Here is a 24,492-nt window from a genome sequence, read left to right as displayed (position 1 = left end):
CCGCGGCCCCCCGTTCCCGCCGGCCGGTCCGTCACCGCCCGGCCAGCGCCGCCCAGCCCGGGTTCACCGGTTCACGGCGCAGCGGCATACCCGCCTCCGTGGGCGTCCGGTCCCCCTTGCGCTGGTTGCAGGCGTAGCAGGCGGCGGTGGTGTTCCGCCAGGTGTTCCGGCCGCCGCGCGAGCGGGGCAGGATGTGGTCGATGGTGGAGGCCGGGCCGCCGCAGTACGCGCAGCACCGGTCGTCGCGGCGCAGCACACCGGCGCGCGACCAGGCCGGCCCGGAGTTGAACCTCCACCGGGTGACCACGAAGCGGACCAGCCGCACCACCCGGGGCATCGGGAAGACCCCGATCACCCGGTCCGGCTCGGCCTCGTGGATCTCGGCCACCCGACGGCAGAGCATGCGAACAGCGTGTTGAACGGTGACCCGGTGCAGCGGGCCGAGGTCGGCGTTGATGACGAGGACGGCGTCCACCGGGATCTCCCTCCGTGCTGGTGACGAACAAGACGACGACGAACAGAGCGACGACGAACAGAGCGACGACGAACAGGGCGACGACGAACAGGGCGATGCCAGGACGGACAGCAGGAAGCCGCCCGGTCCGGCTGTCGGACGGGGCGGCTCAGCGCGTTCGGGTACGCGTCAGTCGGGCCGGCCCGCCCGGGGACCTTCCGCTCGGTGACAGTCACCGGGCAGCGTCGACAGCACGGTGCTGACGTGCCACATCGTCATGAGCTGCTCCTGCGGTGGTGGTTGACAGTGCGCGCTCACGGTAGGTCGACCCGGGATACCCGGGCAACGTATTTCGATCGGCTGGTCTCCTCGGGACGCCGCTGGCGGCGGGTGCGGGGAGTTGCCTTCGCCGAGACCTGGGCCGTGGTCAGCGGACGGTTCAGCCGCAGGGCCATCCGCGCGGTGAGTTCGCTGTCCAGCAACGGCCGGTTGACCTCACCGGCTACCGCGAGGGCGGGCCCGGAGACCGACCGCCAGATCGCTGCCAGCCCGGCGCCGAGGCCCACCAGGGCGACGGTTGCCCGGGTGGTCGGTGAGCCGGCGGCAGCGGCGGCACTCACCCCGACGACAGCGAAGAGCACAAGCAGCAGGGGTACGAGCACCGGCCAGAAGATGCCCCGGGCCGCCTGCGCCACCAGTCGCCGGTCCCGGATGATCAGGTTCCTGGCGATCACCGCGTAGTCCTCCTCGTCGAGCAGGTCGCGCGGGTGCAGGCCGCCGGTGAGCACGTCGCGCCAGAGGTCACCCTGACCGCGCAGCGCCCGGCTCAGGGTGGCGGGCGTCGGCTCGGTCGGGTCCCCGTGGCCGGCGCTGTCGACAGCGCTCGCCCAGGCGGCCATCGAGCGGCGCACCACTGCTGCCGAGTACGGCGGCAACACGCTGGCCAGCTCGTCCAGCCATCGGCTGATCTGGACCTGCCGGCCGCCGAACTGCCGCAGCAACTGCGTGACGTCGCCGGCTCGGACGGTGTCGGCCACTGATCGGCCCAGTCGGTAGGCCAGCCCGACCCGGTGGTTGGCGGCCATCGCCCAGCGCAGCACCTCCACGTTGAGGTCGTCGAGGGCGAGCAGCAGCGGCACCGGATCGGCGGGTTCGGGCTGGCCCAGGTCGGGGAGCAGGGCTCGGGCGGCCGACGTGTCGGGTACCGGCCCGGTGTGCCGGGTGAGGTCGGCGATCTGGGCCAGAGCGACGTCCACCCCGTCGAGGTACATCCGCATCCGACGGTGGGCGGACATCTCGGTGAGGTTGGAGAGTTTGGCCGGCGGTACGGCAGGGCGGGCCTCGACGAAGGCGCGGGGCTCCGCGTGTTGTCCGTGGTGGTAGGCGTCCGCCATCCACCAGCCCAGCCGTAGCGCGGTGACGATGCAGGCGCGCTCGTCGTGGATCAGCGGGTACGCGTCGTCGCGGCCGATCTCGTCGAGGGACGAACCGTTCTCCGCGCCGACGCGGTGCAGTGGTGACATCTCCCGCTGCCCTCCCGCCCGGCCGATCGACGGTTGATCATTCGAGCGTACGGCAGCGTACGGTGGCTTATGTTGTGTTTTGTCGATTTGGCCTGGCGCGACCGGCCAGCAGCCCACGCGGTCGGATCGAGCGCACCGGCTCGGCCGCGCCACCCACGGCGCGCAGGATGTGGTTCGCGGCGATGATGCCGGTGGCGGCCGAGCGTTCCATCAACGCGCTCGGGAAGTCCGTGGCGATGCCGTCGCCGGCCAGGTAGATGCCATTCGCGTCGGTGCGTACCCCCGGTCGCCAGGCGTGGCTGCCCGGCGTGAACGCCGGCGCCTGCGCCTCCACCCGGGCCCGCAGCTCGCGGACCCGCAGGTCGGCGGCCTCCGGCCAGAGCGCGACCAGCTCGCGGCGCATCCGCTCGGCCAGCTCCTCGGCCGGCACGCCGGGCTCGCAGGCGTACGCGTGCAGCTCGACGACCGACCCGCCGGTCTGCTGTGCCCAGCGCCGCGGCTCGTTCTCCAACCGGTGGTAGAGCGTCACCGAATCCAGAGTGGGCTGACGGGACACGCCGCTGAACACCGCCCGCTCGGCGGCCACGTCCCCGTCACACCAGTACCGCGCCACAGCGTACGGCGGGCCGGGGGTGCCGAAGGCCGGCATCCGTGCCGCCAGCTCGGGTGCCTGCTCGGCCAGGTCCGGGGAGGCCGCCACCAGCGCGGCGAGCGCTGGCGGGTCGACGGCGAGCACGATGTGACCCGCCGGATGGCTGCCGCCGTCGGTGGTCGTCACCCGCCAGCCCTCGGCGTCGCTGTGCACTCCGGTGGCGGCGCAGTTGGTGAGGACCCGGCCGCCGTGCTTCTCCACGTGCCGGGTCAGCGGCTCCCAGATCGCCGTGGCGTAGTCCTCGTCGGGGCAGTCGAAGGCCAGCCCTTCCGGGTTGCCGAGCAGATAGAAGTGGAACTGGGCGACCATCTCGGCGGCCGACATCTCCGCCTCGTGGTTGAAGAACGAGTGCGAGAAGACCTCGAACAGCATCGCCCGCGCCCGGTCCGGCAGTCGCAGCGACGCCAGCAACTCGTCGGCTGTGGTGTCGTCCAGGTCGGCGTAGGTGCGCACCGGGTCGTAGCTGAGCAGCGGCAGCGCCGCGTCCCGGTCCATCAGTCGCAGGTCGGCCAGGCGCAGGCTGGGGCTGCGCAGCAGCAGAGCCAGCAGGTTCGCCGGCGGTGCGGGCGGCAACCTGCCGAATTCCTCGGTCGGCCACTGCTCGCTGAGAATCGGATAGCCAGGAATCGGCTTGAGGAAACCCAGATCAGCGTCGATCCGGCGGAGGATGGACCGCCAGTTGTAGTACTGCCGGAAGAACGCGTGGAAACCGTGCTCGTTCTGCTGATGACCGTCGGCGAGCGCCTCCGGCCAGGCACCCAGTCGACCACCGAGCGTGGGTGCCGCCTCCAGCACCGTGACCGCCACACCCCGCTCGGCCAACACCACCGCCGCCGACATCCCGGCGATGCCGCCGCCCACCACCAGCGCCGTGGTCGGTCGCGGCACGCGGTCGGCGCCACCGCCGCCCGGGTCCACCTGGTGCTGCCGTACGCCGATCAGTCGACCTACCACTTGCGACAGCGCCATGGACCCAGTCTGCCCCACCTCAGCTCAGTCGGCCGGTAAGCAACGGCGGGGGCGGTCGGAGGCGGGCCAGACGTACTCCAGATCCTCCGGCACGTCGTCGCCGAACAGCGGGCGGTAGTGCGTCGGGTCCTTGCGCAGCAGCGAGGAGCGGTGACTCAGGTGCAGGTCGTCGCGGCCCAGCCACGGTGGCAGCTCACCGGCTCGGGCCAGCTCGTCCTGGGTTCGGATCACTCCGGCCCCGCAGGCGGCGGCGAGGTCGACTGTCATCGTGGTGGCGCAGGTGTCGGCCCGCCCCGGTTCGGTCCAGACCGCGCACATGTCCAGCCCGTAGCGGACGAGGGCCTCCTCGTACCCGGCCCACATCTTCACCGCCGGGTGGTTACGCCAGCCGTACCCGGGTCGGGTGAGTCCACGCAGCACCTGGATGGCCTCCACCCGTTGCTTGCCGAGTCGCTTCTGGTCCAGCGTGCGGGCGCTGGCCAGAAAGCCCGGGTACGGGAGGAACGTCTGCATGTCGCTGCTCTACCCGTCGCCGGGGCGGACATACCTGGCCACGGGATGATCCGGACGGGGTCGCCCACCGTGGCCGTGCTGATTACGATCCGGGCATGGCGGAGCCGTGGCGGGACCGGGCGCGACGGGCGGTCGAGTGGAACTGGCGGCTGCGATCCGTCGGTGATCCGCGCCCGCACTACGTGATCTGTGGCAAGGACGCGCTCGCCTACTACGTGGCCCGGGCGATGCTCGAATCCGAGCTGCCGGCCGGTGGGGCTCGGGTGACAGTCGTGGTGCCGGAGCGTTACCGCAGCAACGGGCCGGACGTGGCCGGGCTGCGCGGCGTCCGGGTGGTCCGCTCGGACCGACTGGACGTGGCCACCTTCGAGGCCGCCGGTCTGGCCGGCGCGACCGGGCTGGCCCTGTTGCACCAGGACGACGTGGGCAACCTGCACGCCGCCCTCTGCGCCCAGGCCGTCGACCATCGGGTCCGCCAGGTGCTGCGGATGTTCAACGGCACCCTCGCCGACGGCGTACGCAAGCTGCTCAAGGCCCCTGTCGAGGTGCTCTCCGACGCCGAGATGGCCGCGCCGGCCTTCGTGGCCGCCGCGCTCAACGAGGTCGACCCGAGTTCCTTCCAGCACCGGGACAAGACGCTGCGGGTGGCGCGGCGGGCCGACGTCCGACCGCAGGACGTGGTCTGCGCGTTGGCGCACCTCAGCGAGGCGCAGGGGGTGGAGCTGCTGCCGGCCGAGCAGGCCGGCGCCGACCTGGTGCTCGCCGAGGCGACAGGTCAGCCGCCGGGCACCGAGGTCGCCGCCCGCCGGTTGGTCCGGGCACGTCGGCGGCGTCGTCCGGTAGCTGTGGTGCTGGGAGCGGTACGTGGCTTCGCCACCCGCAAGATCGGCATCGCGGTGATGGCGGTGCTGGCGCTGATCGCGGTGCTGGGGGCGCTGATCTCCCGGGCCGAGGACGTCTCCCCGCTGGAGGCGTTGTACCTGACGCTTGTCACCACGCTCAGCGGCGCCGACCCGGACACCACAAAGGCGGCGGACGCCCAGATCATGCAGGTGGTGCTCAACCTGGCCGGGTTGGCGCTGATCCCACTGATCACCGCCGTCGTGGTGGACGGCATCGTCAACGCCCGGCTGGCCCTGCACACCGGCCGCCTGCAACCCGCTCGGGTCGGGCACGTGGTGGTTATCGGCCTGGGCAATGTCGGCACCCGGGTGATGGCACAGCTACGCGAGTACGACGTCGAGGTGGTGGCGATCGACAAGGATCCGGAGCCGCGCGGCGCCGCCCTGGCCCGCCAACTGGAGGTGCCGCTGATCGTCGGCGACGCCGCGTTGCCGGAGACACTTGTCGCCGCCTCGGTGGCCGACTGCCAGGCGCTGGTGGTGGCGTCCACCGACGACGTGGCCAACCTGGAGGCGGCGCTCGCTGCCCGCGACCTCCGCGCCGACCTGCGCGTGGTGCTTCGGTTCTTCGACGGTGACTTCGCCGAACGGGTGGAGGAGACCTTCGCGCTCGGCGTGTCCCGCTCGGTCTCCTACCTGGCCGCCCCGGCCTTCATCGGGGCGCTCACCGAACGCGCCGTGATCACCACGATCCCTGTCGACCGGCACGCGTTGCCGGTCGCCGAGGTGCCGGTCGCCGCCGGCTCCGAGCTGGACGGTCGACCGCTGGACGTGGTCAACCGGGACGGGCAGGTCCGGTTGATCGCCCGCACCCCGGCGGGCGGCGCGAAGACGATCTGGTGGAAGGACCTCGATCCCCGGCAGGTGATCTTCGCCGGTGACCGGCTGACAGTCGTCGCCCGGCGGCGCGGGTTGGACTGGCTGACGCGGCAGTGCGCCCCGCCGGCCCACCCGATCCCTCGGCCGGCCGGGTCGGTCCATGGGGGAGTGCCCGCCCCAGCGGCGGCGTCTCCGCCGGTGCCGGGCCAGACGGGTTCGGAGGTTGGCGCGGCACATCCCGTTCCGCCCGCCGGGGAAGTGCCCTCGACGACAAACGGTGGTCAACCCGACGAACTGGAGCTGACCCGCCGGCATGACGGGCCCGGCGAGGTGAGCTGACGCCACCCGGCGCGGCCGGAACCGGCCGGCGGTGGGCGACAATCCATGGCATGCGTTTCCGCATCCTGGGGCCTACCCAGGTCGTGCTGGCCGACGGGCGAGAGGTGCCCGTGGGCGGTCCGCGGCTGCGCGTCCTGCTGGCGCTCCTCCTGCTCGATGCGGGCCGGGTGGTCTCCGCGGACCGCCTGATCGAGGGCCTGTACGGGGAGCATCCGCCCCGGGGTGCGGCCAACGCGCTCCAGTCCCAGGTGTCGCGGCTGCGCAATGCCCTGCCCGCCGGGCACGACCCGGTCGAGTTCCACACTGCCGGTTATCGCCTGGCTGTGGATCCCGACGATGTCGACGCGTACCGGTTCGAACGGCTCGCCGAGGTGGGACGCCGCGCGCTCGTCGACGGCGACTGGCCCCGGGCGGCGACGGTGTTGCGCGAGGCGCTGGAGCTGTGGCGTGGTCCCGCCCTCGCCGATGCCATCGGCCCTGCCGGCGCGCCCGCGCAGGCGGCGCGGCTGGACGAGCTGCGGTTGGCCGCCATCGAGGATCGCGTCGAGGCGGACCTGGCGTTGGGCGCACAGAGCACGCTGATCGCGGAGCTGCGGGAGTTGGTCGTCGCGCATCCCCTGCGGGAGCGCTCGCGGGGCCAGCTCATGCGTGCCCTGGCCGCCCTGGGTCGGCCGGCGGAGGCGCTGGCCGAGTTCGAGGACGCCCGGCACACGCTGGCCGAGCAGCTCGGCGTCGACCCGTCGGCGGAGCTGGCCGCGATCCACCTAGCGGTACTGCGTGGTGAGGAACGCGGGTCCGCCGAACCGGTGCTGCCGAGTCAACTCACCACCTTCGTCGGGCGGGAGGAGGAACTCAAGCGCGTCGGCGACCTGCTCGGCGAGCGGCGGCTCGTCACCCTCACCGGCCCCGGGGGCGCGGGCAAGACGCGCCTGGCGATCGAGGCGGCGGGCCGGGTCGACGGGGAGGTCCGTTTCGTCGAGCTGGCCGGGCTGGCCGATGGTTCCGACGTTCCGCAGGCGGTGCTGAGCGCGCTCGGCCTGCGTGACGCGGGCCTGCGCGCCTCGGCCGAGGCGGGCTGGCAGACCACCGACCGGCTGGTCGAGGCGCTCGCCGAGCGGCGACTGCTGCTGGTGCTCGACAACTGTGAGCACGTCCTCGTCGACGCGGCCCGGCTGGCGGCCCGGTTGCTGAGCGCGTGCCCGGCGTTGCGCGTCCTGGCCACCAGTCGGGAGCCGCTGGGGCTGGCCGGTGAGGCGTTGTGCCCGCTGTCCGGGCTCGCAGTGCCACCACTCGGCGCGTCCGCGCTGGATGCCGACGAGTACGCGGCGGTCGGCCTCTTCGTCCAGCGGGCCGTCGACGTCGCGCCCGACTTCACCGTCACGCCGGCCAACGTCGAGATGGTGTTGCGGATCTGTCGCAGCCTGGACGGGCTGCCGCTGGCCATCGAGTTGGCCGCCGCGCGGCTGCGGGCGCTGTCCGTCGCCGAGGTGGCCGCCCGTCTCGACGACCGGTTTCGGCTGTTGTCGACTGGCAACCGGGCCGCGTCGCCGCGACACCGCACCCTCCGGGCCGTTGTGGAGTGGAGTTGGGATCTGCTCGACGACGCCGAACGGGAAGTGGCCCGACGGCTGACAGTCTTCGCCGGTGGGGCCACGCTGGAGGCGGCCGAGCGTGTCTGCGGCCTGCCCACCGCCGAGTTCGTCGACGCGCTCACCGGGCTGGTCGACAAGTCCTTCGTGGAGATGACCGGTGGCCGGTACCGGATGCTCGAAACGGTTCGGGCCTTCTGCGCCGAGCGGCTCGCCGAGGCCGGTGAGGCCGGCCAGCTCCGGCGCGCGCACACCGCGTACTTCCTGGAGTTCGCCTGGACCGCCAGCGACCACCTCCGCTGCGTGGAGCAACTGCACTGGCTGCGACGGCTCGACGCGGAGCGGGACAACCTGCACGCGGCGTTGCGCCGGGCCACCGCCGCCGGTGACGCGTCCGACGCGGCCGGAATGGTCGCGGCCCTGTCGTTCTACTGGTGGCTGCGCGGCATGCGCGGGGAGGGGGCGCGGCTCGCCGCGGACGTCCTCGAACTGCTCGGCACCGAAGCGCCGCCGGGGATGGGTGAGGAGTTCGCCCTCTGCGTCTACAACGCCTCGCTTGCCGGCTCCGGCCCTCTGCCCTCCCTCGGGACGCAGTCGTCCGTGATCCGCAGTCTGGACCGGGCACCCCGACAGCCGTTCCTGCTGTACCTGTCGGGGATCTCGACCGGGCCGCCGTCCGGCGGTGCCGAGGATGTCGACGAGCTGATGGGGGAGCTGCGACGACTGGTCGGCCCGGACCCGTGGATCAACGCGCTCGGCGCGATGGGCAGCGGCTCGGCGCTGATGTGGAGCGGCCAGTGGGACCAGGCCCGGGCCGCGCTGGCCACCGCGCTCGACGGCTTCCGCAGCACCGGGGACCGGTGGGGCACCATGATCACGCTCGGTGCGCTCGGCGAACTGGCCGCCTGGCAGGGCGACCCGGAGACGGCGGGTGCCCACATGGATGAGGCCATGGGACTGGTCGAGGCGCTCGGGTCGGCCGTCGACCAGGCCGACATGCTGCGTACCCGGGGGGAGATAAGGCTGCGCGCCGGTGACCTCGCGGCGGCGCACGACGACTTCGCCGGTGCGCTGCTCCTCGCGCAGCGCAGCGGCGCGCCCGAGTTCGTGGCCAGCGCCCGGCTCGGTCTCGCCCAGGTGGCCCGCGTGCGCGGGGACCTGGCCGCCGCGAGGCGGTTCTGCGAGGAGGCGCTGACCGGCGGCCTCACCGGCTGGTACGTCGGCGACGCCGCCCGTGCGGAGATCGTTCTCGTCCTGAAGGAGATCGCCGAGGCGGAGAAGGTCGGTGCGCCGCCGTCAGCGGACGGTGCGTGACCCGTCAGCGCCCGGCCGCACCGTGGGGGGCATGACGACATTCGAGGTGGTCGCCGAGGGTCTGGGCAAGCGGTACGGCCCGACCCGCGCGCTTGACACGTTCGACCTGACGGTGCCGCCCGGCACTGTCCACGGACTGCTGGGACCGAACGGCGCGGGCAAGACGACTGCCGTACGGATCCTCACCACGCTGCTGCGCTTCGACACGGGACGAGCCACAGTGGCCGGGTACGACGTGCTGCGCCGGCCGGAAGAGGTGCGCGCCCGGATCGGGCTGACCGGGCAGTACGCGGCTGTCGACGAGATCCTCAGCGGCCGGCAGAACCTGGAGCTGTTCGGCCGGCTGTTCAGGCTCGGCCGACGGGAGGCCCGCCGACGCGCCGGCGAGCTGCTGGAACGGTTCGGGCTGGACGAGGCGGCGAGCCGGTCCGCCGGTGAGTACTCGGGTGGGATGCGCCGCCGGTTGGACCTCGCCGCCAGCCTGATCCGTACGCCGCGGGTGCTGTTCCTGGACGAACCGACGACCGGCCTGGACCCGCGCAGCCGCAACCAGGTGTGGGACCTGGTCCGTGGTCTCGTGCGGGACGGGACGACTGTGCTGCTCACCACGCAGTACCTGGAGGAGGCCGATCAGCTCGCCGACCGGATCTCGGTGATCGACGCCGGTCGGGTGGTGGCCGAGGGCTCACCGGACCAGCTCAAGGCGATGACCGGCGGCGACCGGATCGAGGTGGTGGTCCGCGACGTGGCCGAGCTGAGCCGCGCTGCCCGCCTCGTCGCGTCGATCTGCGGCGCGGAGCCCGAACTCGACAGCGAGGTCCGACGGCTCAGCGTGCCGGTTGTCGATCGCGTCGCCGGCCTGGTCGACGTGGTTCGCGCGCTGGACGACGCCGGGATCGCGGTCGAGGACATCGGCCTGCGGCGCGCGACGTTGGACGAGGCATTCCTGCACCTGACCGGGCACCGGCCGGACGACGCCCGCGAGCCCGTCGGGGCCGGACGAACTGTGGAGATGGCATGACCACCGTGATCGCCGACGGCTGGACGATGACCAGGCGGAACATGACCCACGTGGTCCGCGCGCCGGAGGAGCTGATCCTCTACTTCTCGCTGCCGATCATGTTCGTGCTGGTCTTCGGGTACGTGTTCGGCAGCGGCATGCAGGTGGCGGGTGGCGGCAGCTACCGCGAGTTCCTGCTACCCGGGGTCTTCGTGATGACGATGCTGTACGGGCTGGGGGCCACCGCGACCGGCGTGGCGCTGGACCTCAGCCGGGGCGTGGTCGACCGGTTCCGGTCGATGCCGATGGCACGGTCCGCCCTGATGACCGGTCGCAGCGCCGCCGACCTGCTGCGCGCACTGCTGGAGATGTCCACCCTGCTGGTGTGTGGCCTGCTCGTCGGGTGGCAGTGGCGACAGGGCGTCGGCAAGGCGGTGCTCGCCGTCGGTCTCCTCCTGCTGCTGCGAATCGCGATCACCTGGGTCGGGATCTACCTGGCGTTGCTGGTCCGCAACCCGGAGACGGTCGGTGTGATCGTCTTTCCGGCGGCGTTCCCGTTGAGCGCGATCTCCAACGTCTTCGTGTCGCCGGAGCTGATGCCTCCGGCCATCGGGACGATCTCGGAGTGGAACCCGTTGTCGGCGACCGTCGCGGCGATCCGTGAACTGTTCGGCAACCCGGGCCTGGGCGGCGACTCCTGGCCGGCCGAGCACGCGATGCTGTTGGCGGTGCTGTGGCCGGTGCTGCTGATCGCGACGTTCGCCCCGCTGGCCGTGCGCCGCTACCAGCGGTTGAGCCGGTGACGGTCAGCGGCGGGCCCGCAGGGCGTAGAAGGCGGCACCGACGGCGAGCACACCGAAGCCGGCGAGAACGCTGCCCAGTGGCAGGGTGACAGCCAACAGCAGACAACCGAAGAGCCCCAGACCGGCGAGCACCCGGACCGGCAACCGCCGGTCCGGGTCCCGGCCCAGTGTGAGCGCAGCCGCGTTGGTGATCGCGTAGTAGACGAGCACAGTGCAACTGGAGAAGCCGATCGCGTCGCGTACGTCGCCGAGCAGCACCACCACGATCACCACGGCGGCGACCGCCAGCTCGGCGCGGTGCGGCACCTGGTGCACCGGGTGCACGGCTGCCAGCGCACCGGGCAGGTCACGGCGGCGGGCCATGGCGAGGGTGGTCCGCCCGACCCCGGCGACCAGGGACAGCAGCACCCCGACAACGGCGATGGTGGCACCGGCGCGGACCACCCACGCCAGGCCGGGCAGCCCGGCGGCGGTCACCACGTCGGCCAGGGGCGCGGCGGAACCGGCCAGCCGGTCGGCGCCGAGCACACCGAGGGCGACCACGGCCAGCACCAGGTAGATCACGAGCACCACCCCGAGCGCCAGCGGCACCGCGCGCGGGATGGTCCGCTGCGGGTCGCGGACCTCCTCGCCGAGTGTGGCGATCCGGGCGTACCCGGCGAAGGCGAAGAACAGCAGCCCGGCGGCGGTGAGCACGCCCCGCGCCGAACCGCCGGGCTCGCCGAGCCGGCCCAGATCCACCGGCCCACCGACCAGGCCGACGACCGTGACCACCGCCAGCACCACCAGCACCAGCGCGACCAACGCCCTGGTCACTGTGGCGGTCTTGCCGATGCCACGCAGGTTCACCGCGGTGACAGCGAGCACCGCGCCGACGGCGACCAGCCGGGCCTGGCCCGGCCAGAGGTACGCCCCGATGGTCAACGCCATCGCCGCACAGCTCGCCGTCTTGCCGACAACGAAGCCCCAACCGGCCAGGAACCCGGCGAACGGCCCGAGGCGCTCCCGGCCGTAGACGTAGGTGCCACCGGACTCCGGGTAAAGGGCAGCGAGTCGCGCCGAGCTGGTCGCGTTGCAGAAGGCGACGAAGCCGGCCAACGCCAGCGCGGGCAGCAGGCCGGCACCGCCGGCCGCCGCCACCGCCGGGCCGAAGACCACGAAGACGCCCGCGCCCAACATCGAACCCAACCCGATGACAACCGCATCGGGTACGCCCAGCCGCCGCGACAGTTGATCCACGAACTAGAACCTAGGGGTACGAGGTGAACGGCCGGTCCCACTCGCGTAACCGGCCGGGGAGCGGCACACCGTCCCACGGTGCCCGGTGCAGCAGCCGGTCCAGGAGCAGGCCCAGCAGCAGCCCCGCCACCGAGTCGGTCAGCCAGTGCCAGCCGAGGTACGTGGTGGTGGTGAGGACGACCAGCGGCGGCACGACGCGGATCACCGTGACGAGCCGGGCCGGCAGTTGGCGACCGAAGCTGCGGGCCAGCGGGGCGAGCAGCAGCGCGATGACCCCGTACCAGACGATCGCGTTGGCGACGTGCCCCGACGGGTAGGACTGGGCGAACCGCACCGGCAGGTCGTCGTGGAACAGCGGCACTGTCTGCTCGGGCGTCAGGAACGGCTCCTTGACGCTGGCGCTCGGTGCCGCCCGCGCGGTCCAGATCTTGAGTGGGCCGATCGTCAGGTTGGTCAGCACGAACGCGACAACCGGCGGCAGGATCGGCCGCACCGACCGCAGCCGGACGGCCAGCAGCACGCCCAGCCCGGCGGCGATCAACGTCAGCGGGGTGCCCTGGCCGAGGAAATTCAGCACCCGGGCGACCCAGTACGCGGCGGCCGGCCGGTGCCCGTCGGCCCAGTCGGCGACCGCCCGGTCCAACCCGAAGAGCTGCTCGGCGGCGAGCGCCACAGTCAATCCGGCCAGGCCGACCAGCAGGAGCGCGTCGAACCACCAGCCGGCCGGGCGGACGGGCCGTAGCCGCAGGTCACGTCGTACCGCTGTGGGTTTGAGCACGCGACCACGCTACCGGCCCGACGCGACGCCGGGGTGTGCGGCGCTGTGGGCCCAACCACGATCAGGAGCGGATGCGGGGGCGACCAGTCATGCTTGTGCCCGTGCGGATCACCTCTGCCCTCGTGGACCCGGCGCTGCTCGACCTGCCCTGGTCGACACCGCTGGAGGAGTGGCCTGCCCAACACCTGGTGGCGCTGCCGCAGGGCATCTCCCGGCACATCGTCCGGTTCGTCCGGTTGGGCGACTACGTGTACGCGTTCAAGGAGACCCGCGAGAGGATCGCCGAGCGGGAGTACGACCTGCTCCGGGCCCTGGAGCGGATCGACTTCCCCTCGGTCGAGGCGGTCGCTGTCGTCGCCGACCGGCAGACCGAGGACGGGGAGCCGCTCGAATCGGTGCTGATCACCCGGCACCTGCAGTTCTCGCTGCCGTACCGGGCGCTCTTCTCGCACACCCTTCGGCCGGAGACGATGAGCAGGCTGCTCGACGCGCTCGCCGCCCTGATCGTGCGGATGCACCTGACCGGCTTCTTCTGGGGCGACTGCTCGCTGTCGAACACGCTGTTCCGGCGGGACGCGGGCGCCTTCGCCGCCTACCTGGTCGACGCGGAGACGGGTGCCCTGCACAACAAGCTCTCCAACGGCCAACGCGGTGAGGACCTGGAGATCGCCCGGGTGAACATCTTCGGTGAGGCGCTGGACCTGCAGGCCGCCGGCCTGCTGCACGAGTCCATCGACCCGGAGGTGGTGTGCGAGGAGGTCGTGCAGCGCTACGAGCGGCTCTGGCACGAGATCACCTATGAGCAGGCGATCGAGCGGGAGGCCCGGCACGACATCGAGGGCCGGATCCGCCGCCTCAACGAGCTGGGCTTCGACGTCGCCGAGGTGGCCATGTCGTCAATCGACGACGGGCGGTTCCTGGTCCGGCCGAAGGTCGTCGACGCCGGCTACCACACCCGCCGGCTGCTGCGGCTGACCGGACTGGACGCCGAGGAGAACCAGGCCCGCAAGCTGCTCAACGACCTGGACGCCTACCGCGCGGAGAGCGACCTGATCGACGAGCAGCAGGCCGCCCACCGCTGGCTCACCGAGGTCTTCGAGCCGGTGGTCCGGGCCGTCCCCGCGCACCTGCGCCGCAAGCTGGAGCCGCAGGAGCTGTTCGCCCAGATCATCGAGCACAAGTGGCTGCTCTCCGAGCAGGCCGGTCGGGACGTCGGGATGCGCCACGCGGTCCAGTCGTACCTGTCCGATGTGCTGGTGCACCGCCCCGACGAGCAGGCCGTCCTCGGCGTGGAAGTCCCCAGCCTGAGCTGAGACCCAGACTGGTTTCTGGGCGTCACTCCACCCAGGAGCCTGCGCGTAGCACCCGCACCACGTTCAGGTCGTCGTCGAGCACCACCAGGTCGGCGCGGAGGCCCACCTGGAGGGACCCGACCCGGTCGCCCAGGCCGATGGCCCGCGCCGGGGTGGTGGCCACCATCCGTGCGGCGTCGGCGATCGGGATTCCGGCGTTCACCGCGTGCCGCAGCGCGGCGTCCATGGTCAGTGTGCTGCCGGCGATAGCGCCGTCGCGGGCGAGTCGGGCCACCCCGTCGGCGACGGTGACGGCCTGGCCACCCAACTCGTACTCGCCGTCGGGCATTCCGGCGGCGGCCATCGCGTCGGTGATCAGCGCGGCCCGGTCCGGCCCTGCTGTCGCCGTGACGTAGGTCAGCATGCCGTCGTGCAGGTGCACCCCGTCGGCGACCAGCTCGCAGATCACGGTGGGCGCGTCGAGCAGGGCCACCACCGGGCCCGGCTCGCGGTGGTGCACCGGGCGCATCCCGTTGAACAGGTGGGTGCCGACGCTGGCGCCGGCGGCGACCGCGGCGCAGGTCTGCTCGTACGTGGCGTCGGTGTGGCCCACAGCGGCCACCACCCGCCGCGCGGTGAGCAGCTTGATCGCCTCCAGCGCGCCGTCACGCTCCGGGGCGAGGGTGACCATCCGGATCGCGCCCCGGCCCAGCTCGATCAGCTCGGTCAGCTCGTCGGTCGACGGGTCACGCAGGTACTCCGGGTTCTGTGCGCCGCAGCGGGCCGCCGACAGGTACGGGCCTTCGAAGTGGACCCCCGCCAACACGCCCTCCTCGACCAACGGGGCGAACGCCTCGGTGGCCGTACGCATCAGCGGAAAAGGCGCGCTGACCAGGCTGGCCAGCAGGGTGGTGGTGCCGTGGGCGAGGTGGAAGTCGGCCGCCTTGCGGGCCTCGTCGGCGTCCCCGGTGGTGAAGGTGTGCCCGCCACCGCCGTGCGTGTGCATGTCGACGAAGCCGGGCAGGATCCAGTGCCCGTCGCGCACCGACGGATACTCGGCCACCGCTGTGATCCGATCACCGTCCCACTCGACGCAGCCCTGTCGGACGACTCCGGTCGGGGTCACCACTCGGCCGTTCACCCGTACGGTCATCGCTTCTCCTGATGGTCACGGACACCCACGGCGTCCAGGGCGAGCAGAGCGGCACCGAGACAACCGGCCTCGTCGCCGAGGGCTGCCGCGACCAGTTGCGGCTCCCTGTGGAAGGTCATCCGTTCGTGCAGCGCCGCCCGCAGCGGGGTCAGCAGCCGGTCCCCGGCCTGGGCCAGGCCGCCGCCGAGCACCATCGTCGCCACGTCGAACAGCGCCTGCCCGCTGGCGAGGCCATCGGCGAGCGCCTCGATCGCCTCCTGCCAGACCTGGCCGGCGAGCGGTTCGCCGGCCGCGGCCCGTTCGGCCACCTCGGCAGCCGTCACCGGGGCGTCCGCGGTGTCGCGAGCGAGTTCGGCGTAGCGGCGGCCGATCGCGGCGGCTGACGCGACCGCCTCCAGGCAGCCGGGGCGGCCGCAGCCGCAGCGCGGACCGTCGGGCCGGACCAGGATGTGGCCGATCTCCCCGGCGGCACCGTGGGCCCCCACCGCGGCCGTGCCGTCCACGACGTGCGCGGCGGCGATGCCAGTGCCGATGGCCACGAACAGCACGTGCCCGGTGCCGCGGCCGGCACCCAGGCGGGCCTCGGCGAGACCACCGACACGCACGTCGTGGCCGAGCGCCGTCGGCAGGCCGAGCCGCCGCACCGTCAGGTCCCGCAGGGGTACGTCCCGGAAGCCCACGTTCGCCGACCAGACCGCGACGCCACGCGCCTCGTCGACCACCCCGGGCACGGCGATGCCGACCGCGATCGGGGTGAGCCCGTCGGCGCGGGCCTTGTCGGCCAGCCCACCGGCCACGTCGAGGATGGTGCCGACCACGGCGGCCGGGCCGCGCGCGGCGTCGGTGGGGTGCCGTTCGGTGCGCACCACGACGCCGTCCGGTCGGACCAGCGCGCACTTCATGCCGGTGCCGCCGACGTCAAGCGCAACGACAACCTGGCCGTCGCTCACGGCGCCATCTCGGTTCGCGACTGCGGGGCTCGCAACCCCGGCTCACTCCTCGCGCTCACGCCAACACCACGGACCGGGTGAGGTGGCGGGGCGCGTCCGGGTCGAGGCCCCGGCTGGTGGCCAGCGCGACAGCGAAGCGTTGGGCCAGGATGAGGTCGGCCATCGGATCGACCGGGGTACGGCCGGCGGACCAGCTGCCCAGCACCGTGCGCCAGCCGTGCGTGCGGCTGTGCACGAAGGCCGCGCCGGTGGCGGCCACATCCTCGGGTAGCCCGTCGGGCAGCTCACCGAACGCCCAGACCAGCCGGCCCGGCGCGGCGACCGAGATGGGCCCGTGCCGGTAGTCCATCGCCGGGTACGCCTCGGCCCAGAACGTGGCCGCCTCGCGGCACTTCAGCGCCGCTTCCTGGGCCAGCCCGACAGTCCACCCCCGACCGAGGAAGGTGACCTGCCCGATGGTGGCCGGGTCGATCGGCAGCGGGGATCGCACCGCCACCTCGGCGTCGGCGGCGAGCGCTGTCACCGGGTCGCCGAGCTGGGCCCGGAGCAGGGCCAGCGCTGTGGTCGCGAAGCGGGTCTGCACCACCGACCGTTCGTCGGCGAAGGGCAGGGCCACGGTGGCCGTGGCCAGCGCGACCGCCGGGGACGCCGGATCACCGACGATGACGGTGGTAGGTGTCTGCCCGCGCAGCGCGGCGAGCAGCTCCAACACCTCGGTGGTGGTGCCGGAACGGGTGATCGCGATCAGCCGGTCGTAGCGGCGGCCGGCGGGAAACTCGGACGCCTGGAACGCGTCGGTCTCACCCTGGCCGGCCTGTTCGCGGCGGGTCGCGTACGCCATCGCCATGAACCACGACGTGCCGCAACCGACGACGGCGACGCGCTCCCCGGGGCGCGGCAGGTCACCGCGTACCACCTCGACCAGCCCGGCCGCCTCCCGCCAGCAGTCGGGTTGGCTCGCGATCTCCGCGTCCACGTACGCCATGGGAAACTCCTCGCAGGGCCGATCGGTGCGCAATACGGCTCGTTAGACCCGCATTTCGCGCGTTATTCTGCGCGAACGCAGGTGACCATGGCAACCGGCCGACCGATCGCGCAGGTCAGTCTTTTGCGCCAGCCTAGTTTCGCGCACTAGTGTGCACGCAATCAATCACCGTCCGTGCAGTTGCTGGGAGGGCCCCCGCGGTGGACCGGTACGCCAGATGGAACGCCCTGCTCGAAATGCTGACCGACAACGGCCGGGTCAGCGTCGAGGCGGCAGCCGAGCGGCTGGACGTCTCCCAGGCCACCATCCGGCGTGACTTCGACCAGCTCGCGCAGCAGCAAATGATCACGAGGACCCGGGGCGGCGCGGTCGCCAACGGCGTGTCGTACGACCTGCCTCTGCGCTACAAGACGGCCAAGCACTCGGCCGAGAAGCAGCGGATCGGGGCGGCCGCCGCCGCGCTCGTCACGCCGGGCACAGTGGTCGGCCTGAACGGCGGCACCACCAGCACCGAGGTGGCCAGGGCGCTCGCCGTGCGACCAGATCTGAACACCAGCGCCGAGGGTGCCCAGCTCACAGTGGTGACGAACGCGCTGAACATCGCCAACGAGCTGCTGGTCCGATCCCGGATGAAGGTGGTGGTGGCCGGCGGCGTGGTGCGCCCGAAGTCGTTCGAGCTGGTCGGCCCGCTGGGCGGGGCGCTGCTGCGCGAGGTCACCCTGGACATCGCCCTGCTCGGCGTGGACGCGATCGACCCGCAGCTCGGCGCCGCCGCCCACCACGAGGGGGAGGCGGCGATGAACAACCTGATGGTGGCCCGCGCCAAGCGCGTGGTGATCATCGCGGACTCGTCCAAGCTGGGCGGTCACGCCTTCGCCCGGATCTGCCCGGTCGAGCGGGTGGAGACGCTGGTGACCGACTCCGGTGCCCCGCCGGAGGTGGTGGACGCGTTCCGTGCTGCCGGCGTGCAGGTCATCTGCGCCTGAGTGGTCACGTTCCGTCGATGAACTAGCCCGATCGGCGCGTCGATGCATACCGCGTATTGCGCGCCGCTGCATACCGCGTATGGTGTCGGCTGTCACGCCCACCCATCGGGGGAGGTGCAGCTTGCCAGCTGTCCTGGAGATCGAAGGTCTACGTAAGACGTACAAGAGTCGTCGACGCGGCACCCGCAACGCGCTCGACGGCTTCGACATGCGGGTCGACGCGGGGCAGGTGCACGGCTTCCTTGGCCCCAACGGGTCCGGCAAGACCACCACGCTGCGTACCCTGCTCGGCCTGATCCGACCCGACGGCGGCCGGATGGCGCTGCTCGGGCACGAGGTTCCCGACGCGCTGCCCACTGTCGCCGGTCAGGTCGGCGCGATCGTGGAGAGCCCGCAGTTCTTTCCGCACTTCACGGCCCGGGACACGCTGTCCCTGCTCGCGGGGGCGGGCGAGGTGCCGGCCGTCCGGGTCGACGAGGTGCTGGAACTGGTCGGGCTACGCGACCGGTCCGGCGAGCGGGTCAAGACGTACTCGTTGGGCATGAAGCAGCGGCTCGCCGTGGCCTCGGCCCTGCTGAAGAACCCGAAGCTGCTCATCCTCGACGAGCCGGCCAACGGCCTCGACCCTGGCGGCATCCGGGAGATGCGCACGCTGATGCGCACCCTCGCCGAATCCGGAATGACAGTGGTGCTGTCGAGCCACATCCTCGGTGAGATCCAGCTGATCTGCGACTCGGTCACCATCATCTCGCTCGGCCGCCGGGTCGCGTTCGGCCCGGTCGACGAGGTGCTCGCGCAGCACTCGTCCGGCGCGGTCCGGATCCGGCTGGAGGCGGTCAGCGACCTGCCGCTGGCCACCGAGACGCTCACCCAGGCCGGGATCCGGGTCACCGGTCACCCGGACCACCTGATGCTGGCCGGCGTCGACAAGCCGGCGTCGGTGACCCGGCTGCTCGCCGAGAAGAACCTCTACGTCAGTGAGTTGGCGCCGATCGCCGTCGACCTGGAGAGCGTCTTCCTCGAACTGACCGCCACCGCGCCGGTACCCGGGCAGCACCGGCAGGTCGACGAGTCCATGAAGGTCGGTGGGACGGGTCAGCCCGGCCCCGCCGGAGGAGGGTGGGGCGCGTGAGCCTCTTTCGTACCGAGCTGCGCCGGCTCAGCAAGCGGCGTTTCACCCGATACATGACACTGCTCGGCCTGCTGGTGCTGGCCGCGGTGGTGGTCGGGGTGTTCTTCACCAACCAGAAGATCGACGCCGGCCAGCTCGCCCAGGCCGAGCGTCAGGCCGACCAGCAGTACCAGGAGCAGGTGCGCTGGAGCGAGCAGGAGCGCGCCGCGTGTGAGCAGGCCAAGACGGCCGGCACGGCGACCGACGGCCGGTACCCGGACGACTGCTCGATGATCACGGCCCCGTCCCGGGACCAGATCGAGGCGAGTTGGTTCCTGCCGTCGACGTTCGACTTCAAGGAGACGTTCGCCGAGACCCTGATCCCGTTCGCGGCGATCCTCGCCCTGGTCGGGTTCGTCATCGGCGCGTCCTTCGTCGGCGCCGAGTGGAGCACCGGCGGCATGATGAACCTGCTGCTCTGGCGGCCGAAGCGGCTCACCGTGCTGCTCACCAAGCTGGCCGCGCTGCTCACCGGCATCCTGGCGGTGACGCTTCCAGCCGCGGTGCTGTGGTTCGCCGGGTTCTGGGCGGTCGCCAACTTCCGGGGCAGCACCGAGAAGATGACCTCGGGAGTCTGGCAGTCGTTCCTGCTGACCGGTGTACGCGGGGTGGTGCTGGTGTTGGTGCTCACCACCATCGGCTTCGCCCTCGCCTCGCTGGGTCGGCACACCGCGATGGCCCTCGGTGGCGTGGTGGCGGTGATGGTGGTCGGCCAGTTCGGCCTGGGCATCCTGTTGTCCATGGCGAGCGTGCGGTTCGCCGAGGCCTGGCTGTTGCCGACCTACGCGCTGGCCTGGATGACGAAGACGGTCACCTTGCAGGACTGGAACTCCTGCAACGCGACCTACTACGGGGAGTGCAAGCCGGCCACGATGGACATCACCTGGCAGCAGTCCTCGATCCTGCTCTCGGTCGGGGTGGTGGTGGTCCTCGGGGCGGCGCTCTGGGCGATGCGTCGCCGCGACATCTCCTGACCCCAATGCTCGACGCGAAGGCCCCTGGCTCAGGCCGGGGGCCTTCGTGCGTGCGTGGGCGCAACCATCCGCCTCAAGTGGGTCCTTTGCTCTGCTTCCACCCGAGCAACAGTGCGGCCCAGGCAGCGTTGCCTGGGTTGAAGCAGAGCAAAGGTGGCCTGTGGCTACCCTTCCGCGACCTTCGCGCTGCCAGCCGCGCCGGCTGGTGCGACCCAGGTCGTCCCTGGCTAGGCTGAGTGCCATGTCCGCCGACGCCGCCCCGGCCACGCCCGAGCCGTCCACTGACGCTCGTCGAGGTGATGTCGAGGGCACTGTCGGGCCGGCGGTCCCGACTCCGCGGCCGGTGCCGCCAATCGAGACCACAGGTGATCCCGAACCGGACGATGGAGCGGGCGTTGAGCCCAGCGGCCCGGCAGCCGGGCTGACCGAACGGGAGCGGGCCATCCTCGCCTTCGAGCAGCAGTGGTGGCGGCACGCCGGTGCCAAGGAGCAGGCCGTCCGGGACACCTTCGGGATCTCCTCGACCCGGTACTACCAACTGCTCAACGGCCTGCTGGACAATCCGGCCGCCCTCGCCGCCGACCCCGTGCTGATCAGCAGACTCCGCCGGTTGCGCTCGTCGCGCGCCCGCAACCGCCGCCGCTGAACACCCCTCACCCTCACCCCGCGCCCCGCCGAGCCCTCGCCCCCGCGATCTTGCACTTCCTGTCGTCGTTTCGCGGCTTTTGAGCACCTGTGTCGGGGCACGAAGTGCAAGATCGCCGGGTCAGGCGGCGCAGCCGCATGCAGGCTTGCCAGGCGGGCAGGCGGGTAGGCGGGAGGCGCCCCGAGGTCGCTTGCGACCTCGGGCCCAGGAAGGGAGCGGGTTATGACGGCAACGAACCAGAGCGGCAGAGGACAGCAGGCCCGCCAGGAGGCCTCGCGCGTCGGCCAGCAGGCCACGCAGGCCGGGGGTCAGGTTGCCCACACCGCAGCTGAGCAGGGCGGGCAGGTGGCCGCAGAGGCGCGGCGGCAGGCCCAGCAGTTGACAGGTGAGGCCACTGGACAGCTTCGAGATCAGGCGCAGACACAGCAGCGGCGGGCCGCCACGGGCCTGCGTGATTTGGGCCAGAACCTCAGTTCGATGGCCGAACGGGACGGCGATTCCGGGCTGGCCGGTCAAGTGGTGCGCAAGGCGGCCGACGCCGCCCAGCAGGCCGCCGGTTGGCTCGACGAGCGCGAACCCGGCGAGGTGCTCGACGAGGTTCGCAGGTACGCGCGGCACCATCCGACGACGTTCCTCGCGGGAGCGGCGGTAGCCGGGCTGCTGGTCGGACGGCTCACCCGTGGCCTGACCGCTCCGGCCTCGGGTAACGGTCAGGGTGCCAGCGCGTCCGGTGCTCCGTCATCGGCGCAGGGCACACCGGCGGGCGGCGATCAGCAGCCGTACGTGGGGACGGCACGGGCGCAGAACGTTTCGCCCGCTGGCGAACCAGCGCGGAACCTGCCCGGCGGGGTGGCACCGTGAGCGCCCCGGAGAAGGAGCGGACCCAGGCCTCTGTCGGCGAGCTGATCGGCGATGTGACCCGGGACATGTCCACCCTGGTGCGCAAGGAGGTCGAGCTGGCCAAGGCCGAGCTGCGCGAGGAGGTCAGCCAGGCGGGCAAGGCCGGCGGTATGTTCGGCGGTGCCGGGCTGGCCGGGTTCCTGGCGGTCCTCTTCGTGTCGTACGCCCTCTGGTGGGGGCTGTCCAACACGATGGACCAGGGGTGGGCGGCGCTGATCGTCGCGGTCCTCTGGGCCGCCGTGGCCGGTGGCCTCTTCATCAACGCCCGGACCCAGCTGAAGCGGGCACGCGCGGTACTGCCCCGGACGAAGCAGACTGCCCGGGAGCTGCCGGACGCCCTGCGGGGTCGGTGAACGAGTCGGGAGGGAACAGGTCATGTCCAGTGATCCGGATCAGATCCGGCGGGAGATCGAGACCACCCGCAACGAGTTGAGCAGTGACGTCGACGCGCTGACCGACAAGGTCAATCCGCGTCGGATCGCCGGTGACCGCGTCGGGCAGGCCCGCGGGGCGTTCACCCGAGCGAAGGAGAAGATGATGGGCAGCTCGAACCACCTGGGCCAGGAGGCTGGCCAACGGATGTCGTACGCGGCCGGTTCGGTACGCGACGAAACCCGTTCACTCGGGCAGCACTCCCGCGAGCAGGCTCAGGGCAACCCGATGGCCGCCGGCCTGGTCGCGTTCGGAGTCGGTCTGCTGGCCGCCTCCCTGATCCCGCCGAGCGGACGTGAGCGGCAACTCGCCGGACGCGCGCGGAACATGGTGAGTGAGCACTCCGGTGAGCTGCGCGAGCAGGCGAGCCAGGTTGGCCACCAGATGCAGGACAACCTGCGGGAGCCTGCGCAGCAGGCGGCGCAGTCGGTCCGGTCCAGCGCCCAGCAGGGCGTGTCCGCGGTACGCGACCAGGGCCGTTCGGCGGCCGGTCAGGTGCAGGGAGAAACGCATGCGGCCGTCGACGACCTTCGACAGCGCTGACCCGACCGGTGTGCCGGGGCCGGCGCCGGTGATGCGGGTGCGCTCCGCGTCCGCGCCGGCCCCGGGCCGGCCGGTCAACGAGGATCTGGTCTTCCGGTTCGGCCCGCTGGTCGGTGTCCTGGACGGCGCCACGGTGCCGGACGGCTTCGACACCGGCTGCGTGCACGGGCCCGAGTGGTACGTCCGGCACCTGGCGGCCCGGATCGGCGTCGCCGAGGCGGTGCGCCCGGCCGCCCGGCTCACCAGCAACCTGGCCGCGGCCATCCTCGCGGTGCGCGCCGACCACGGCGGGCAGTGCGACCTCGACCACCCGGGTACCCCGTCCAGCACTGTGTGCCTGCTGCGGGACTGCGGCGACCAGGTGGACTACCTGGTGCTCTGCGACAGCCCGCTCGTCCTCGACGTCGGCGGGCAGGTCAGCGTGGTCACCGACAACCGGCTGGACGCGGCGATGGCGGAGCTGCGGGAGACCGTGGCCGCCGTGCCGGGCGGCGCGGCGGACCCGGTCACCCGGTTCCGGCATGCCGTGAGTGTGCAGCGGGAGCGGATGAACCGCACCCACGGCTACTGGGTGGCGGCCTCCGACCCGGACGCGGCCTTCCACGCGGTCACCGGGACCGCGCCCCGGCGTGGTCCCGGGGCGCTACGGCGGGCGGCGCTGCTCAGTGACGGCGCGTCCAGCGCGGTGGAGCAGTTCGCGCTCACCGACTGGGCTGGTCTGCTCGACCTGCTGAGCGCCGACGGTCCGGGCGCGTTGATCGACCGGGTGCGGGACGCCGAGCGCGACCACCCCGACCGACTGCGCCGACACAAGTCGACCGACGACGCCTCGGTGGTGTTCTGCGAGTTCGGGTAGGCGTTTGGGCCGTTGACACCCGGTCGGGTGACAACGGAGCGTGATGTGGAACACCCAATCCGCCCGACCGGCCGGTACCGCTGTCCGGACCGCCAGTGGATGGCCAATGGGGTGGACTTCGGCCGATGAGGGCGGCAGACTGCGGCACGTGGCGGGTGCGGTCCGGCTGGAGCCGGTGGACGAACGGAACCTGGAGCCGTTGCTCTCCGTAGCGGCTGCGGAGGCGGAGCCGGGTGATGTGATGCCCCCGGTCGAGGCGCCCGCCGGCTGGTCGCTCGCCCGTCGCGAGGCGTTCCGCGAATTCCACCGGGCGAGCTTCGGCGGGCTGGACGGCCCGACCGGTTCGCAGATGTACGCCATCCTCGTCGGCGGCGAGGTGATGGGCATGGTCCGGATGACGCGCTGTGACGAGCCGCGAACTGTGGAGACCGGGATGTGGCTCGGCCGGTCGGCGCGCGGGCAGGGAATCGGGGCGGCCGCCCTACGGGAACTGCTGAACGCCGCCGCTCGGGCGGGCATGCGGGCAGTGGTGGCCGAGACGACCCCGGACAACATCGGCGCTGTGGCCGTCCTACAGAAGTGTGGCGCGAAACTGCGCGAGGACGACGGCAAGGTACGCGCCGAGATCTGCCTCGATTCGACGCCGCCCGCCTTCTGAGCTGGCCGGCGGGGCCGGCGGCGACGACAGGGATCGCCGCCGACCGCCTGGG

23 protein-coding genes are annotated in these 24,492 nt (G+C 72.2%); 14 read left to right on the top strand and 9 right to left on the bottom strand.

The window, feature by feature from the left end; translation table 11 throughout:
- Window positions 1-31: 31 nt before the first annotated feature.
- The 4 genes from MED01_RS03315 to MED01_RS03300 form a co-directional block, all read right to left on the bottom strand.
- The gene (locus MED01_RS03315; protein WP_238667054.1) at window positions 32-475 is read right to left on the bottom strand and encodes an HNH endonuclease; all 444 of its coding nucleotides are present in this window, start codon (window positions 473-475) and stop codon (window positions 32-34) included.
- A 293-nt stretch (window positions 476-768) separates the two neighbouring features.
- Window positions 769-1,977 carry a hypothetical protein gene (locus tag MED01_RS03310; protein WP_238667053.1) on the bottom strand — a complete coding sequence of 403 codons (1,209 nt, stop codon included), beginning with the start codon at window positions 1,975-1,977 and terminating at the stop codon, window positions 769-771.
- Between the two features lie 67 nt (window positions 1,978-2,044).
- Complete coding sequence (locus tag MED01_RS03305; protein ID WP_238667052.1) at window positions 2,045-3,598, bottom strand: FAD-dependent oxidoreductase; 1,554 nt, start codon at window positions 3,596-3,598, stop codon at window positions 2,045-2,047.
- Between the two features lie 24 nt (window positions 3,599-3,622).
- Entirely contained in the window at window positions 3,623-4,111 is a 489-nt protein-coding gene (locus MED01_RS03300; protein WP_091403045.1) for an MSMEG_6728 family protein, read from the bottom strand.
- 95 nt (window positions 4,112-4,206) lie between these two features.
- Between MED01_RS03300 and MED01_RS03295 the strand changes: the two genes are divergently transcribed.
- From MED01_RS03295 to MED01_RS03280, 4 genes are read left to right on the top strand one after another with little or no spacing between them, the layout of a single operon-like run.
- Window positions 4,207-6,171: a potassium channel family protein gene (locus tag MED01_RS03295; RefSeq protein ID WP_238667050.1), complete on the top strand. Its 1,965-nt coding sequence runs from the start codon at window positions 4,207-4,209 to the stop codon at window positions 6,169-6,171.
- A gap of 50 nt (window positions 6,172-6,221) precedes the next feature.
- Window positions 6,222-9,074: an AfsR/SARP family transcriptional regulator gene (locus MED01_RS03290; RefSeq protein WP_238667049.1), complete on the top strand. Its 2,853-nt coding sequence runs from the start codon at window positions 6,222-6,224 to the stop codon at window positions 9,072-9,074.
- Window positions 9,075-9,105: 31 nt separating this feature from the next.
- A complete protein-coding gene (locus tag MED01_RS03285) occupies window positions 9,106-10,095 on the top strand; it encodes an ATP-binding cassette domain-containing protein (RefSeq protein WP_238667048.1) in 990 nt (329 codons plus the stop codon).
- Window positions 10,092-10,877 (top strand): ABC transporter permease, encoded by a 786-nt coding sequence (locus MED01_RS03280; protein ID WP_238667047.1) that lies wholly within the window; start codon window positions 10,092-10,094, stop codon window positions 10,875-10,877. The genes MED01_RS03285 and MED01_RS03280 overlap by 4 nt, the downstream gene beginning before the upstream one ends.
- A 3-nt stretch (window positions 10,878-10,880) precedes the next feature.
- On the opposite strand, the gene MED01_RS03275 is transcribed toward MED01_RS03280, so the two are convergent.
- Both MED01_RS03275 and MED01_RS03270 read right to left on the bottom strand, forming a co-directional pair.
- Window positions 10,881-12,116, bottom strand: a complete 1,236-nt coding sequence (locus MED01_RS03275) for an APC family permease (protein ID WP_238667045.1) — start codon at window positions 12,114-12,116, stop codon at window positions 10,881-10,883.
- Between the two features lie 10 nt (window positions 12,117-12,126).
- Entirely contained in the window at window positions 12,127-12,864 is a 738-nt protein-coding gene (locus MED01_RS03270) for a phosphatase PAP2 family protein (RefSeq protein WP_238667170.1), read from the bottom strand.
- A gap of 119 nt (window positions 12,865-12,983) precedes the next feature.
- Here MED01_RS03270 and MED01_RS03265 point away from each other — a divergent pair, with 119 nt between their 5' ends.
- On the top strand, window positions 12,984-14,207 hold the full coding sequence (locus MED01_RS03265) for a DUF4032 domain-containing protein (RefSeq protein ID WP_238667043.1): 1,224 nt from the start codon (window positions 12,984-12,986) through the stop codon (window positions 14,205-14,207).
- A gap of 22 nt (window positions 14,208-14,229) precedes the next feature.
- Here the strand turns inward: MED01_RS03265 and nagA are convergent, their stop codons facing one another.
- Genes nagA through MED01_RS03250 form a run of 3 tightly spaced genes read right to left on the bottom strand, consistent with a single transcriptional unit; the run spans window position 14,230 to window position 17,274 of the window.
- Window positions 14,230-15,339, bottom strand: a complete 1,110-nt coding sequence (nagA, locus tag MED01_RS03260; protein WP_238667042.1) for an N-acetylglucosamine-6-phosphate deacetylase — start codon at window positions 15,337-15,339, stop codon at window positions 14,230-14,232.
- Entirely contained in the window at window positions 15,336-16,289 is a 954-nt protein-coding gene (locus MED01_RS03255) for an ROK family protein (protein WP_308193401.1), read from the bottom strand. Before MED01_RS03255 ends, nagA begins: the two co-directional genes overlap by 4 nt.
- Before the next feature lie 55 nt (window positions 16,290-16,344).
- Window positions 16,345-17,274 carry an SIS domain-containing protein gene (locus MED01_RS03250; RefSeq protein ID WP_238667041.1) on the bottom strand — a complete coding sequence of 310 codons (930 nt, stop codon included), beginning with the start codon at window positions 17,272-17,274 and terminating at the stop codon, window positions 16,345-16,347.
- A 200-nt stretch (window positions 17,275-17,474) separates the two neighbouring features.
- On the opposite strand from MED01_RS03250, the gene MED01_RS03245 reads away from it, so the two are divergent.
- The 9 genes from MED01_RS03245 to MED01_RS03205 all read left to right on the top strand — a co-directional run bounded on the left by MED01_RS03245 (window position 17,475) and on the right by MED01_RS03205 (window position 24,440).
- A complete protein-coding gene (locus tag MED01_RS03245) occupies window positions 17,475-18,260 on the top strand; it encodes a DeoR/GlpR family DNA-binding transcription regulator (RefSeq protein WP_238667040.1) in 786 nt (261 codons plus the stop codon).
- Window positions 18,261-18,381: 121 nt separating this feature from the next.
- On the top strand, window positions 18,382-19,392 hold the full coding sequence (locus MED01_RS03240) for an ABC transporter ATP-binding protein (RefSeq protein WP_274525180.1): 1,011 nt from the start codon (window positions 18,382-18,384) through the stop codon (window positions 19,390-19,392).
- Window positions 19,389-20,405 (top strand): ABC transporter permease subunit, encoded by a 1,017-nt coding sequence (locus tag MED01_RS03235; protein WP_238667039.1) that lies wholly within the window; start codon window positions 19,389-19,391, stop codon window positions 20,403-20,405. The genes MED01_RS03240 and MED01_RS03235 overlap by 4 nt, the downstream gene beginning before the upstream one ends.
- A gap of 241 nt (window positions 20,406-20,646) precedes the next feature.
- Entirely contained in the window at window positions 20,647-21,051 is a 405-nt protein-coding gene (locus MED01_RS03230) for a DUF3263 domain-containing protein (protein WP_238667038.1), read from the top strand.
- A gap of 222 nt (window positions 21,052-21,273) precedes the next feature.
- Window positions 21,274-21,912: a hypothetical protein gene (locus MED01_RS03225; RefSeq protein WP_238667037.1), complete on the top strand. Its 639-nt coding sequence runs from the start codon at window positions 21,274-21,276 to the stop codon at window positions 21,910-21,912.
- Window positions 21,909-22,304, top strand: coding sequence for a phage holin family protein (locus tag MED01_RS03220; protein WP_238667036.1), 396 nt, complete (start codon window positions 21,909-21,911; stop codon window positions 22,302-22,304). The genes MED01_RS03225 and MED01_RS03220 overlap by 4 nt, the downstream gene beginning before the upstream one ends.
- Before the next feature lie 22 nt (window positions 22,305-22,326).
- A complete protein-coding gene (locus MED01_RS03215; protein ID WP_238667035.1) occupies window positions 22,327-22,926 on the top strand; it encodes a DUF3618 domain-containing protein in 600 nt (199 codons plus the stop codon).
- Window positions 22,895-23,782, top strand: a complete 888-nt coding sequence (locus MED01_RS03210; protein WP_238667034.1) for a hypothetical protein — start codon at window positions 22,895-22,897, stop codon at window positions 23,780-23,782. The genes MED01_RS03215 and MED01_RS03210 overlap by 32 nt, the downstream gene beginning before the upstream one ends.
- Window positions 23,783-23,930: 148 nt before the next feature.
- Entirely contained in the window at window positions 23,931-24,440 is a 510-nt protein-coding gene (locus tag MED01_RS03205; protein ID WP_238667033.1) for a GNAT family N-acetyltransferase, read from the top strand.
- Window positions 24,441-24,492 lie beyond the last annotated feature (52 nt).

The organism is Micromonospora alfalfae (assembly GCF_022230925.1).
GTDB lineage: Bacteria > Actinomycetota > Actinomycetes > Mycobacteriales > Micromonosporaceae > Micromonospora > Micromonospora alfalfae.
Note: the sequence above shows the minus strand (reverse complement) of the source record. Positions and strands in the feature narration are given on the sequence as shown.

Excerpts from the sequence above, each read along its gene's own strand:
- MED01_RS03310 (WP_238667053.1), bottom strand. The coding sequence starts at position 1,977 with ATGTCACCACTGCACCGCGTCGGCGCGGAGAACGGTTCGTCCCTCGAC.
- MED01_RS03305 (WP_238667052.1), bottom strand. The coding sequence starts at position 3,598 with ATGGCGCTGTCGCAAGTGGTAGGTCGACTGATCGGCGTACGGCAGCAC.
- MED01_RS03300 (WP_091403045.1), bottom strand. The coding sequence starts at position 4,111 with ATGCAGACGTTCCTCCCGTACCCGGGCTTTCTGGCCAGCGCCCGCACG.
- MED01_RS03295 (WP_238667050.1), top strand. The coding sequence starts at position 4,207 with ATGGCGGAGCCGTGGCGGGACCGGGCGCGACGGGCGGTCGAGTGGAAC.
- MED01_RS03290 (WP_238667049.1), top strand. The coding sequence starts at position 6,222 with ATGCGTTTCCGCATCCTGGGGCCTACCCAGGTCGTGCTGGCCGACGGG.
- MED01_RS03285 (WP_238667048.1), top strand. The coding sequence starts at position 9,106 with ATGACGACATTCGAGGTGGTCGCCGAGGGTCTGGGCAAGCGGTACGGC.
- MED01_RS03280 (WP_238667047.1), top strand. The coding sequence starts at position 10,092 with ATGACCACCGTGATCGCCGACGGCTGGACGATGACCAGGCGGAACATG.
- MED01_RS03265 (WP_238667043.1), top strand. The coding sequence starts at position 12,984 with ATGCTTGTGCCCGTGCGGATCACCTCTGCCCTCGTGGACCCGGCGCTG.
- nagA (WP_238667042.1), bottom strand. The coding sequence starts at position 15,339 with ATGACCGTACGGGTGAACGGCCGAGTGGTGACCCCGACCGGAGTCGTC.
- MED01_RS03250 (WP_238667041.1), bottom strand. The coding sequence starts at position 17,274 with ATGGCGTACGTGGACGCGGAGATCGCGAGCCAACCCGACTGCTGGCGG.
- MED01_RS03230 (WP_238667038.1), top strand. The coding sequence starts at position 20,647 with ATGTCCGCCGACGCCGCCCCGGCCACGCCCGAGCCGTCCACTGACGCT.
- MED01_RS03225 (WP_238667037.1), top strand. The coding sequence starts at position 21,274 with ATGACGGCAACGAACCAGAGCGGCAGAGGACAGCAGGCCCGCCAGGAG.
- MED01_RS03215 (WP_238667035.1), top strand. The coding sequence starts at position 22,327 with ATGTCCAGTGATCCGGATCAGATCCGGCGGGAGATCGAGACCACCCGC.
- MED01_RS03210 (WP_238667034.1), top strand. The coding sequence starts at position 22,895 with ATGCGGCCGTCGACGACCTTCGACAGCGCTGACCCGACCGGTGTGCCG.